The organism is Microcystis sp. LEGE 08355, assembly GCF_015207185.1.
Classification (GTDB): Bacteria; Cyanobacteriota; Cyanobacteriia; order Cyanobacteriales; family Microcystaceae; genus Microcystis; species Microcystis panniformis.
On sequence record NZ_JADEXI010000093.1, the window covers coordinates 1 to 11,683 of the forward strand.

At 39.9% G+C, this 11,683-nt stretch carries 14 protein-coding genes; 5 read left to right on the plus strand and 9 right to left on the minus strand.

What is annotated here, in order from left to right:
* Positions 1-188 precede the first annotated feature (188 nt).
* On the minus strand, positions 189-344 hold the full coding sequence (locus IQ242_RS07035; RefSeq protein WP_193959475.1) for a hypothetical protein: 156 nt from the start codon (positions 342-344) through the stop codon (positions 189-191).
* Here IQ242_RS07035 and IQ242_RS07040 point away from each other — a divergent pair.
* Complete coding sequence (locus tag IQ242_RS07040; RefSeq protein ID WP_193959476.1) at positions 337-624, plus strand: YggT family protein; 288 nt, start codon at positions 337-339, stop codon at positions 622-624. The two genes, IQ242_RS07035 and IQ242_RS07040, sit on opposite strands and share 8 nt — an antisense overlap.
* Positions 625-628: 4 nt before the next feature.
* Here IQ242_RS07040 and gshA read toward each other — a convergent pair whose 3' ends face one another.
* The 8 genes from gshA to IQ242_RS07080 form a co-directional block, all read right to left on the minus strand.
* A complete protein-coding gene (gshA, locus tag IQ242_RS07045) occupies positions 629-1,783 on the minus strand; it encodes a glutamate--cysteine ligase (RefSeq protein WP_193959477.1) in 1,155 nt (384 codons plus the stop codon).
* A gap of 39 nt (positions 1,784-1,822) precedes the next feature.
* Positions 1,823-2,215, minus strand: coding sequence for a pre-16S rRNA-processing nuclease YqgF (locus tag IQ242_RS07050; protein ID WP_193959478.1), 393 nt, complete (start codon positions 2,213-2,215; stop codon positions 1,823-1,825).
* 409 nt (positions 2,216-2,624) lie between these two features.
* Positions 2,625-2,864: a hypothetical protein gene (locus tag IQ242_RS07055; RefSeq protein ID WP_193959479.1), complete on the minus strand. Its 240-nt coding sequence runs from the start codon at positions 2,862-2,864 to the stop codon at positions 2,625-2,627.
* 216 nt (positions 2,865-3,080) lie between these two features.
* Entirely contained in the window at positions 3,081-5,027 is a 1,947-nt protein-coding gene (locus IQ242_RS07060) for a pentapeptide repeat-containing protein (protein ID WP_193959480.1), read from the minus strand.
* A 5-nt stretch (positions 5,028-5,032) separates the two neighbouring features.
* The gene (locus tag IQ242_RS07065; RefSeq protein WP_052275730.1) at positions 5,033-5,317 is read right to left on the minus strand and encodes a DUF2103 domain-containing protein; all 285 of its coding nucleotides are present in this window, start codon (positions 5,315-5,317) and stop codon (positions 5,033-5,035) included.
* Between the two features lie 2 nt (positions 5,318-5,319).
* Positions 5,320-5,613, minus strand: coding sequence for an ATP-dependent Clp protease adapter ClpS (clpS, locus tag IQ242_RS07070; protein WP_193959481.1), 294 nt, complete (start codon positions 5,611-5,613; stop codon positions 5,320-5,322).
* A 55-nt stretch (positions 5,614-5,668) separates the two neighbouring features.
* Positions 5,669-6,802 (minus strand): glycosyltransferase family 1 protein, encoded by a 1,134-nt coding sequence (locus IQ242_RS07075; RefSeq protein ID WP_079207103.1) that lies wholly within the window; start codon positions 6,800-6,802, stop codon positions 5,669-5,671.
* A 97-nt stretch (positions 6,803-6,899) separates the two neighbouring features.
* Positions 6,900-7,562 carry a 4'-phosphopantetheinyl transferase superfamily protein gene (locus IQ242_RS07080; protein ID WP_185237032.1) on the minus strand — a complete coding sequence of 221 codons (663 nt, stop codon included), beginning with the start codon at positions 7,560-7,562 and terminating at the stop codon, positions 6,900-6,902.
* Between the two features lie 110 nt (positions 7,563-7,672).
* On the opposite strand from IQ242_RS07080, the gene IQ242_RS07085 reads away from it, so the two are divergent.
* From IQ242_RS07085 to IQ242_RS07100, 4 genes are all read left to right on the plus strand, one after another.
* On the plus strand, positions 7,673-8,614 hold the full coding sequence (locus tag IQ242_RS07085) for a serine hydrolase (RefSeq protein ID WP_185237033.1): 942 nt from the start codon (positions 7,673-7,675) through the stop codon (positions 8,612-8,614).
* Between the two features lie 365 nt (positions 8,615-8,979).
* Complete coding sequence (locus IQ242_RS07090) at positions 8,980-10,329, plus strand: AAA family ATPase (RefSeq protein WP_193959482.1); 1,350 nt, start codon at positions 8,980-8,982, stop codon at positions 10,327-10,329.
* Positions 10,330-11,025 (plus strand): chromosome partitioning protein ParB, encoded by a 696-nt coding sequence (locus tag IQ242_RS07095; protein ID WP_193959483.1) that lies wholly within the window; start codon positions 10,330-10,332, stop codon positions 11,023-11,025.
* A gap of 277 nt (positions 11,026-11,302) precedes the next feature.
* On the plus strand, positions 11,303-11,683 hold a 381-nt coding region (locus IQ242_RS07100), incomplete at its 3' end, for a Uma2 family endonuclease (protein WP_193959484.1).

Sequence of the window (11,683 nt, forward strand, 5' to 3'; positions counted from 1 at the left end):
CTTTGGGTCTGCGCTCCCCAAAGTTTATCGGCAGGTACGGGAATTTCTCCCATGCTGTCTTTCTCGATGCGAAATTCTGTCATCTTTAAGTTACTTCTGCATCTGGCCTGAAAAAAGGGGGGTCGCAGGACGACACGGATTCCCATTATAAGAAAAGTATAAGTCAAGTCTAGCTAGTTTGTCAAGCCCTATTGGGACTTTTTATTGGCGGCATTTTTAACCGGGAGGTTGACAAGAACAACTGGCAGGGTGCTGGGGCGACTAGGATGATTAAATGAGACAAAAACTGTTATATTGTAGGGAAAATAATCGGTAAAAAAGACGGGATTAGAGACTATGGACACAGCGATCGCATTAAGTTGGACATTGGGAATTATCTTAGGGTTGATGACCCTTTTGTTTATCTTACGGATCGTGCTGACTTGGAATCCACAGGTAGATTTAAATAGCTTTCCCTTTAATATTATTGCCTGGCCAACGGAACCTTTTTTAATCCTCGTGCGTAAACTCATCCCACCCTTGGGAGGAGTTGATATTTCTCCGATTATTTGGGTGGGAATTTGTACGCTGCTGCGGGAAATTCTTCTCGGTCAACAGGGTTTAATTACCATGGCATTAAAATAATTATTTAAGCAACTAGAATATGCTGACATAATTTATGTTCTAACTCTCGTTCCTCTTTTTCTAGGGTAATAATCGCCTGTTTGATAATACTTTTAACATCCATACCTTGGTCGTATTGTTTTAACCATTGTTGTGCAGTGTTACCTTCGCGGAGGATTTTTTGTAAGGGAGAGAGGAAACAACTAAAACCCTTTTCTTTAGCGATCGGATAAACTTGAACATAGAGGTCTTTAATCCAATCCCTCGCTAAGATTTCCCGGCCATCGTACCAATGTCTCAGGGTGGCATCAAGACTAAAACGCGCGGCAGCCTGTTCGTTTTCTTGGGTTAAAGTTAATAAATCCTCGCTGCGATTGCTGCTGGGTAATTGACTTAAAATTAAGGGGTCTAATTGGGGAGCTTGTAAAAGTTGAGTTAAACGGGCCTCTAAAAAAGCCATAACTGCTAATAAACTAATAGGATTAGCAATCAGGTCACAAATTCGCAATTCTAGACGATTGAGATTATAGGGACGATTGCTACCGTTAGGACGTACTGACACCCAGAGATGACGAACATTCTGCATCGTACCGAGTTTTAATTGTTCCTCGGTCCAAGTGACAAAATGTTGATGACTTTCAAAGAGGGGAACATAAGCGGGAGTTTGGGGGAAAACTTGCCAACGACGGGAATGGGAACCGGTGATTTTACCATCGAGAAAAGGAGAGGAAGCGCTTAAAGCCAAGTATAAAGGAGCTTCTAGGCGAATTAAGCGACAGGCACGCATTAAATCCTCATAATCGCTAATACCGACGTTAATATGAATACTGGCCGTGACCACATTAGTGCCGTAGGTCTGTTCGATATAGTCATGATAGGGATTGTGGGGGTCACTGCGATAAAAATATTGACTATCACCCAGGGAGAGGGTACTGCCAGGGATGAGGGTATAATCGCCTAAACGACGCAAATATTGCCGTAGAGCTAGACGAGGTTTTAAAGTAGCGCATAAAAGACGGTCATAGTTAGTCATGGGAGCCGTGGTATATTCTACGTTACGACTATCCGGTTCCCGGACAAAACCATCTAAATCCTTGACAATGCGATCGGATAAACCGATAATTTCTCCGGCTGCTGTTCCGGTGTACATTTCCACTTCAAAACCTTTACTTAGGAGCATCGTCAATTCACCCTGCTGTGTCTATTTTGTAGTTTGACATTATTTGGACTGTAAATGACGTTCGATCAGTAGAATCGCTACTATATCATCAATGGGGCGATCGGGAAGACGCATCCCCTGGGGGATGAGTTTCTGTAATCCTTTGGGGGGAAACATTTGCCAATAGCGATCGCGCGCTTCTAGGGTACTATTGCGTTCATCTACTAGAGTAATCGGGATAGTGACACGAGCGGCAATTTTTTGGCACCAACTTTTCGAGGTGGTTTGGTTCCCCATCACCAATAATTCGAGCGGATATTGTTGACAGAGACTGGCTAAACGCTCGATCGCTTGTGACGATGCTATCACCTCATGGGTATAAATTTTCCCTGTCGATGACCTAACCGCGATCCCACATTTGTCCTTACCCGGATCAAAACCGAGAATACACATAGTTTTTATCTCCTGCAGCAGTGGTCGGTTTTATTAAATCAATAAATTAGAGTGTTGGGTTTTGGGGATTTCAATTATCAGTTATCAGATTGCAGTTTTAAGTGGACAGTGTTAGGTGAAAACTGCCGATTACTGTTTACTGTTCACTGCTCACTGATAACAGCAGCCAGGGAATTCCACAATTCATTGGTTCAATTATACTATGACTCTTGCCGATACAGTCACTACCATAATATTATGGTAGGAGCGCCTAGTGGTCAGTGAGTTTATCGAACTGCGTGCGCCGAAAATGTAATATAGATATTTCGACCAAATTGAGATGCATCGTTGGGTTTCATGCTTCAACCCAACCTACGTTCATCTTATATTTAATTCCACCCACCCACTTAACTCGCTGATAATGTTAGTATCACACAGGAAGGTCATTTAAGCTTTCTGCAAATGGATTAGAACGATCTTGGCGAGAAGGAACTTCTATAGTATAGTTTTCTTCAGCACAAATTTGTCGCAATTCTGCTAAAGCTTGGGCTAGGTTATCAAAATCTGTTTGAGTTTCATGGGCAGCTAATTTTTTCTCTAAGAGCAATCTTTCTTCTTCAGAAAGGTATTGGATAATTTGGATGAGAGATTCAATCAATTTGGCATTCATGTTTTTTTCCTCTTTAGTAAGATTATCAAGATTCTAATTCGATTCCTCAAACAGTGATAGAAAATCACGGCGAACACTCACTAAGCTGTCAAGCATTTAAATTACGAACAGCTTAACCTTCCGTAGGTATCACGGTTCAAAGTAAGGGTCATTTTTCCACTCATATTTCGGCTCCTCAAAACGAAAAGATAACTGCTGTATTTCAATTTTTACAGTTTATTTTAAATAAATTAAGAGATTTAAACCTGGAATCGTGCGGGAGAGAGTCCAGATAAGGAGAGTGATATAAAAGATGCCGATACCCCATTGATACCAAACTAAAAAGGAAATGATAGCGGGTAATTCTTGATCGCGAACTCGCCAATCATTAAAGCCTAATTTTAGCAAATTATTGAGACTTAAATCGTAATAATTTAACCAATTCCAACGCTTTTGCCAAGGAATAGGAGTATAACGATCGCGAAAGAGGGGAAATTCAGGAACCACGGGTAAACGGGTGATTAATAAGCGTAATTGTCGCATACTGCCATCTTGCAGGAAATAGGAACTATCCATTAAATCGTGATAGCGTCCCCGACGATAAAGTTCGATAATTAAAATTAGGGGTAAGGGGACAAGAATTAGGGCAATAGCTGTTAAAGTTAGTAGGGGACGACTGGCAGATTGCAGGATATTAAACACACCAGAAAGGGTGAGAATAATATAGCTAGTTACCATACAAAAGATTTCATAACGATTGGGAATTACTGGTTTAGGAGTGAGACGACGCACGCGATCAATTAACCAAAATAAACAGCCAAAATAGGCAAAAATTATGATTCCTGTGCCGAAAACTAAACTAAAATTTGTACCATCTTGACTTAAGAGTAATAGTAAAGCAAGGAAAGAAGTATGCAGAAAATCAGCTAACCAAGTGAGGTTAATTAGGCGAATAATTGAGATATTCTTCAGTTTTTGTTTTAACTGTTGAACTCGCAATTTTTCGGTTTTGTATTCAATTTGATTGGCATCGGCAATTTGTTCTAGGGAGCGAAAATTACGAACTAAATTTCTTAAAACTGTTTCATTTCCTGCTAGGGTTGGTAAATAAATTACTTGACCAATTACTCCTCTATCTCCTAGTATTTTCGCTTTATCGGAATCAAAAGCTAATCCTGATACAGTTAAATAACTATTTTTAGTAAAAGTGGAATTACTAAAATCTACCTGATCTAAAAGTTTCACATCTTGAAAACTAACCACACTATTAAAATAACTAGACCGGAAAGCGCCTGATTTTTCAAAAGTTGCATTTCTAAAGGTTAATAAGCTTAAAAATCTACTCTTAGAAAATAGCGGACGATCTCGCCATTGACTTTGGGAAAAATTGGCTTCTTTTTCCCAGAAAGTACGGGTAAAATATGCGGGTTTATCGTATTTGGTTTGATCAAAATAAGCTTCGGCAGTAAAATGACTGCCATGAAAGTTAGTAATACTTTTAAAATGGGCCGTGCGAAAGATGGCTTTATTTAAAAATTGACTTTGACTAAAATTTACATCTCCCATAAAAGTGGCTTTGGTAAATTTCGCCACCCTAGCAAAACGCGATTCTAACCAATTACTTTCACGACTAAATTTTGCTGCCATTGCTTCGACAATTTGCAGAAAAAAAGTCTTAGAAAAGTCCACTTCTCCCATAAATACGGTTCCCTGCAACTTCACCGGTCCACGAAATACTGTGACATTAAAAACCGGTTCATCGCTATCGAATAAAAAATTTTCGTCCTGTTGTAATAACTGTTCTTCCGTGGGTGATAATAAAGTAGCGAGAGCTACTTTTGTTAAAGGAGTCGGTAAACCCAGACGGGAAGCGATAAAATTGCCTTGAATTAAGGAATTACTAAAATCTAAACCTAGGGGTTGTTTAGCGCGATTAATTTGACCTTGAATCTGTTGATAAAATTGTTCTTGTAGTTCTTTATTTTCATCGCGGATATCGATAACTAAATTGGCTAAATCGATGGTAGTCATCCCTTCTTTAAGGACGGGTGCGCTTAAACGTTCCTGCAATAAAGTTACTGTTAAGGGAACTCTATCCACTACTGCCAAACTAGGGAGAGAATGTAAACAGAAAAACAGAAAAAAAATAATTAGTAACCAGCAGCCTTTCAACAACGCACCCACGACAGTTATTTTCCTAAACAAGCTTGGATAGCCATCTCTAAGTCCTCTTGGTTGAAATCGGTGATAACAAAGACTTCTTGAACACTTTTTCCTGTCCTCGCAATCAGCTTAAAACCACCACGAATCGGCACCGATATCCGCAATTGTAATCGCGGACAATGACCTTTTGAGCGAGAAAGTACCCCGGGGGTGACAGTGGTGATTCCCTGATAGGTAATTAACTTTTCTAATACCGCAATCAACCCCGGAATATGAGTAGAATGATTCCAAACTAAGCGACCATTATTCATAATTAGGCGGCCTCTAGGGGAGCCATGGTTAATCCTTCCCGTCGCAATTGTTGGTGATAAAGTTCCGCTTGTTCTTGGGGACCTGTCCAGACAATTGCTTGTCCTTGGTAGTGAACTTGATTAGTTAATTCCCAAGCTCGATCGGTAGTCATATCCGGGATATATTTAATTAAACAATTGGCCACATGATCGAAGGTGTTAAAGTCATCGTTGAGAACAATAACTTTATAGTTGGGATAAGTCTTTTTGAACCCTTGGGTGGACTTATCTAAGGTGGTACTGGGTGCGCTGGCCATAGAAGTTACAATAGGTTAAGGTTTTTGCAATTAAATTCGAGCATTTTGACAACAATTAAGCGGCAAAAGCCACAGAATTATTATTCAAAACCCGGTGATAGTAATTTAATAATTGTTTGGTGGCCGCTTGCCATGCCCATTTTTCCGCTTCTAGGCGCGCATTTCGTCGTAATTCCTCTCTTTCTGCCTTGGCGGTTAGTAATCTTTGGGTGGCACTAATTAAACCCTTCTCATCCCTAGGATCGAAGAGATGACCATTAACTCCATCGGTGACAATATCGGGAATTCCCCCCGAATTTGCCGCCACCACCGGACAACCGGCAGCCATGGATTCTAAAAGTACCAAACCGAGGGTTTCTGTGCGTGAGGGAAAAAGAAAAGCATCTGCGGAAGCAAAAGCGGAGGCTAATTCTAACCCCTGTAAATAACCGACAAAATGGGTATTTGTGTCGGCAAAATGACTTGTTAAAGCTTCCCGATGGGGACCATCTCCCACAATGGCAAATCTTGCTTCGGGAATCGCTTCTAAGACTGGTTTAATGCGATCGATTTCTTTTTCGGCCGACACTCGACCAACGTATAATAAGAGAGGACTATCGGGGTTATTTTGGGATAATTTCAGTCTCATAGCCGGGGATTTTAAATGAGGTTGAAATAATTCCGTATCAACTCCCCTTTGCCAAAGCTCGACCTTTTCAATGCCACGACTAGATAATTCTTGTACCATAGCAGTGGAAGTGCAGAGATTTAAACTTGCTTGATTGTGGGCCAATTTTAATAATTCCCAGAGTAATCCTTCTAGGGAACCTAATCCATAGTGCTGTAGGTATTGGGGGAGATGGGTATGATAGGAAGCGACGAGGGGAATGTTCATAGTTTTGGCAAAATAAATGCCTCCCACCCCTAAAATAGCCGGGTTAACCACATGAATAATATCAGGTTTGAACCTCTCTAAAGCTTGACCGACTGAAGGCCGGGGGAAAGCCATTTTTAATTCCGGATATAGGGGTAAGGGAATCCCTGTAACTCCATGAATCTTAGCACCTTTGTACTCTTTTAAACCGCCATCGGGAGAGAAAACTAATACCTGATGACCTAATCTTTGTAGGTGTTCTACGGTATGTTTAAGACGGGTGACAATGCCATCGATTTTCGGTAAGAAGGTTTCTGTAAAAAGAGCAATTCGCATAGAGAAAACAAGGTTAAGTAATAATTAAGGACAAGCTTTTTTCGAGATAGCTAGGAATAATTACTGAATTTCTCAAGGCAATTAACTCCACAATTAATCATAGATCAGAAAGGCCAAAGGTTTTAATCACTCGATCGCTACCTTCGATAACCACCGTCGCTCGATAATTATCGCCGATTGCTGCAGTCCATAATTGCCATTCCCCCGCCACATTGTCTAATTTTAAGGGATTAAGGCCCACTTCCACTCGATCGAGTCCCCCGCTAATTCCCGTTCCCACTGCCTTTAAATAAGCCTCTTTTGCCGTCCATAACTGAAAAAATAACTTTTCCTTCTCTGCGGACTTTTCAACAAGCTCGTGTTCCTTAGCACAAAAAAACCTTTTTGTCAAGCTATCTAAATCTTTCACCTCGCGCATTTTCTCTAAATCTACCCCGATGGGAGCGGTTAAAGTCAAGCCACAGATTGCCATCTCCTCGGAATGGGAGAGATTAAACTGCAATTGGTAGTTAATACTCGGTTTTCCCCGTTCACTGTAGATAAACTCGATTTTTTCGGGACTTATGGCCAAATATGACCCTAAAATCTCCCGTAAACATCCCCTAGCCACCAAAAAACGCCGCTTGTGTTGGGGAAAATGGTAACGATTAGCTCTAATTATTTCATCTTCAGAGAGCAAAGAAGCCAGTTTTTCTCGTCTATCCCCAGAGGGATCGAGACTGATAAAATAGAGATGAACCTCATCGGTAGATATAAACATTAAACTCAGAAGCGATCAAATAATTAATTATCGGTAAATTTTACCGTAAAATGAGAATTGCCGACTCAAGAATTTATCCACCTTCTAACTCTTGACTTTGCAGCACACCTATGAACTTTTTTCATACTGAAGACCACCTCCAACAGTTCGGTACAGATATTTTAGAAACAACTTGGCGAGAATTTCCCCAATTAGCTCAAGAACAAATTGCCCTAACTTGGATAGTATATGATCCTCCTGTTATCGTCAACACGGGGGGAGCAATTTCTCACGAAGAATTCTGGAAATATTCCCCCCGCGGATTTAGCTATCGCGGACAAGAAAGAACCTATCCCGCTAGTTTAGTGAAATTATTTTATCTAGTAGCGATTCATGAGTGGTTAGAGGGGGGGATGATTGCCGAAAGCAGCGAATTAAATCGCGCCATTCGTGACATGATTGTTGACTCTAGTAATGATGCTACCAGTTTAGTTGTAGATCTGGTCACGGGAACCACTAGCGGTCCAGAAATTTCCGCCGGTCCCTTTGAAACTTGGAAGCAACAACGCAACATAGTTAATCGTTATTTTCAATCCTTAAATTGGCCAGAATTAGCGACAATTAACGTTAATCAAAAAACTTGGTCTGATGGTCCCTATGGACGTGAACGCGCTTTTTTAGGGGAATTAATGGAGAATCGCAATATGTTAACTAGCAATGCAGTGGCGCGTTTAATTCATACTATTGTTGGGGGGATTGCGGTTTCTTCCCAACGTTCTCAGATGATGATGTCTTTACTAAAACGTAGTCTTAATCCTGCTGATTGGACAAGTCAAGGAGATGATACACAAATCTTAGGATTTCTAGGACAAGGATTACCAGAAAATAGTCAAATTTGGTCAAAAGCTGGTTGGACAAGTCAAGTACGTCACGATGCAGCCTATATTGAAATTCCCCACCATACTCCCTATCTATTGGTGGTATTTACCGAGGGAAAAGATAACAGTCAAAATCGCTCAATTTTACCTTTTATTTCCCAGAAAGTAGCCGAGAAAATTATGCAGATCCATTAATTAAGCTGTGGGTAGGATGGTTTTCTCTGTCATTGTCAAAAGTGTTAGATAAACATCCTACTGTCATGAACCCGTAAATTGACTGATATTCATCTCAATATATAGCTTTTCTGGGATAGATGGGGTTTGTTCTTGCAGCTGAAATACTCGATTAAGTAGGTGGGTGGAATTAAATATAAGATGAACGTAGGTTGGGTTGAAGCATGAAACCCAACGTCCGCTCATGTTACGCTACCGCTAACCCATCCTACCAATAATTGTGCCTCCCCACTTAAGTAAGGATTCAGTCTGTGCTTCACCTTGACGAGAAGGGCTGTCATCATTTAAACTAACAATAAGTTGTTCTTAAGTATTTACTCAAATGTGTGACTTTCAATCCTCGCCATTGTCATAACGAAAGGGAAGTGGAGAGTAAATTAATTGTCCAGTATTTACTCCCCAAACTAGGCTACAATCCCGAACATTGGTATCAACAAGTTAGCTTCGGTAAAGTCCGCTTAGATTTCCTTGTTTCCGCTCAAAAACCTATCAACAAAAAGCAGTTTTTATCCTCTCACTGTCTAATTGTCGAGGCTAAAAACCCCAGAGAAAAGCTCATCAATCATCGTCACCGCTTAGGTTATTATCTCAACTACTTTAAAGTGCAGTGGGGATTATTAACCAACGGTGATGAGCTTCAACTTTATCGAAGAAAACCCGATAAAATTTATTTAGTTTTTAGATGTTCTGGGTTAGAAATTGCCTCTCACTTAGAACAGTTAAAATCTCTGATTGGCTACGAAACCTTATCCCTAGGCATTCCACCGCTCAATTCTCCAATAATCAACCACAGAAACCCCATGAAAACCATCGCAATTTATCATCATAAAGGTGGTGTTGGTAAAACCACCGTCGCTACCAATCTAGCGGCAGCCTTGAGTAAAAAAGGCAAGCGAGTTTTATTAATTGATATTGATGCTCAAGCTAATAGTACCTTTGCCGTTGGTTTAATTAAGTTTCAATTCGATGATGACGATGATTTAAAAGATAAAAATGTCTTTCATTTGCTAGATAATAGTAACCGCATTTTTATTGAGAATATTGTCAGAAAGTCTCAAGGATTCAATCATCCAAAAATTGATGTTATTCCCTCTCACATATCTTTAATTGCTAACCAAGCTAAAATTAAAGATAATGCGGCGGTATTTGCTAGATTGGCAAGAAAATTAGAGAAAGTAAATAATCAATACGATATTGTAATTATTGATGCACCTCCCGCACTTGATTTATATGCACGCATTGCTTTAATCGCAGCTGACTATCTAATAATTCCTTCTGATCTTAAACCATTTTCTAATCAAGGATTAGATAGCGTTAAAAACTTTGTTCAAGAGGAAATTAATGAAAGTCGTGGAGATTTAGGTAAACCAACACTACAAATTTTAGGCGTTTTACCTTCCAAAATTTCCACCCATGCTCAATACTTAAAATTTAGTTTTCCCAAACAAAAACAAGTGATTCTAGACAAATATAATTTACCTTTAATGGAATCAACTATCTCGGAAAGAATGCCTTTATCTCGCTGTATAAATCAATACGTTACCGTGGGAGATTTAGAAATTCCTGCCCCCCAATCTATAATGGATTATGCCGAACATCAAGCTGATGCGGGAGTATCAGCAGCAGAATTTGAAGCCTTAGCAATTGAAGTTTTAGCTAAAATAGGAGTTAAATAAATGTGGAAATTTTTACGAGTCGATATTACTGATATTAATCCTTCCCTTCCCAGAGAAACCTTTTCTGAAACTGAATTGGAAAATTTAGCCAATCTTATTATTGAAATGGGTGGACTTATTCGCCCTGCTATTCTCAAAAAAGCTGATAATAAAAAAGTTGATGAACGTTATAATATTATCAGTGGAGATTTAGAATATTATGCTTCTGTCATCGCCAATCAGAAAGTTCCTGACATCGAGATGATTAACGCTTTTGTGGTTGATAAAGAAGCGGAGAATATCGCTTTACAGCAAATACAGTTATTATCTCCTTCTCCTGGGTTAATTACCACGCATGAAAAAATAGATAATCCTCTAGAATTGAGGATGAGTAATCTTGAAAAACGATTAGAAACCCAGTTACAAGCAATCCGGGAGGAGTACCAAAAAGAAATGAAAAGACTGGAAGAAAAAATTATTATTTCTCCTCCTCCTCCTGCTTCTCCTCCTTCTAAATCGATTTTAGAGCTTTTGAATAGCTGTGATGCTAATCAACTTAAAAAAGCGGGAATTCCACCTGCATCTGTTAATGACTTTCTAAAAAAACGTTCAGAAAAGCCCTTTGATTCTTTGGAAGATGTCCTAAATCGCCCAGTGTCAGGAGTTAAAGAGAAAAGATTAATTAAGCTTGTCGATTATTTGCTGACTTACAATTGATTTTTTGGGGTGTGTTGAGCTACTTTAACACACCCTACCGATGGGTGTTATAATAATGGAAGATCAGGAAAAAAGCCTGATCCGATAGCCGGCAAAGATTAACTAAGTAGGTAGGTGTTAAAAATTGTCAGACACCCCCCTTATCAAGGGGGGCAGGGGGGATCCCCCCGCCTATCGGCACCCCCCTTAATAAGGGGGGCAGGGGGATCAAAGGCAAAATCTATCTTCTATTTAATTAGAAACACTTACCTAGAAGACGGGTGAAAAGAGAAAAATTATGACAACTACCCCAGTAATGGCAGCTTCTTTAACAATTCCTCCCCTAGAAAACGGCGATAAATTAACTCGATGGGAATTTGAACGACGTTATCAAGGGATGCCCCATCTCAAAAAAGCGGAATTAATTGAAGGAATCGTTTATATGGCATCTCCCCTCAGATTTGAAAGTCACGCCGAGCCTCATGCTAATATTATCGGATGGTTAGCTCTCTATAAAGCGGCGACTCCCGGTGTTAGATTGGGTGATAATGCCACCGTGAGATTAGATATTGATAACGAACCCCAACCGGATGCCCTATTAAGAATTGACAAGGGAGGACAATCGACAATTAGTCAAGATGATTATGTAGAAGGAGCGCCGGAATTAATTGTCGAAATT

Coding starts and splice junctions, on each gene's coding strand:
- IQ242_RS07040 (WP_193959476.1), top strand. CDS start 337: ATGGACACAGCGATCGCATTAAGTTGGACATTGGGAATTATCTTAGGG.
- gshA (WP_193959477.1), bottom strand. CDS start 1,783: ATGCTCCTAAGTAAAGGTTTTGAAGTGGAAATGTACACCGGAACAGCA.
- IQ242_RS07050 (WP_193959478.1), bottom strand. CDS start 2,215: ATGTGTATTCTCGGTTTTGATCCGGGTAAGGACAAATGTGGGATCGCG.
- IQ242_RS07055 (WP_193959479.1), bottom strand. CDS start 2,864: ATGAATGCCAAATTGATTGAATCTCTCATCCAAATTATCCAATACCTT.
- IQ242_RS07065 (WP_052275730.1), bottom strand. CDS start 5,317: ATGAATAATGGTCGCTTAGTTTGGAATCATTCTACTCATATTCCGGGG.
- clpS (WP_193959481.1), bottom strand. CDS start 5,613: ATGGCCAGCGCACCCAGTACCACCTTAGATAAGTCCACCCAAGGGTTC.
- IQ242_RS07075 (WP_079207103.1), bottom strand. CDS start 6,802: ATGCGAATTGCTCTTTTTACAGAAACCTTCTTACCGAAAATCGATGGC.
- IQ242_RS07080 (WP_185237032.1), bottom strand. CDS start 7,562: ATGTTTATATCTACCGATGAGGTTCATCTCTATTTTATCAGTCTCGAT.
- IQ242_RS07085 (WP_185237033.1), top strand. CDS start 7,673: ATGAACTTTTTTCATACTGAAGACCACCTCCAACAGTTCGGTACAGAT.
- IQ242_RS07095 (WP_193959483.1), top strand. CDS start 10,330: ATGTGGAAATTTTTACGAGTCGATATTACTGATATTAATCCTTCCCTT.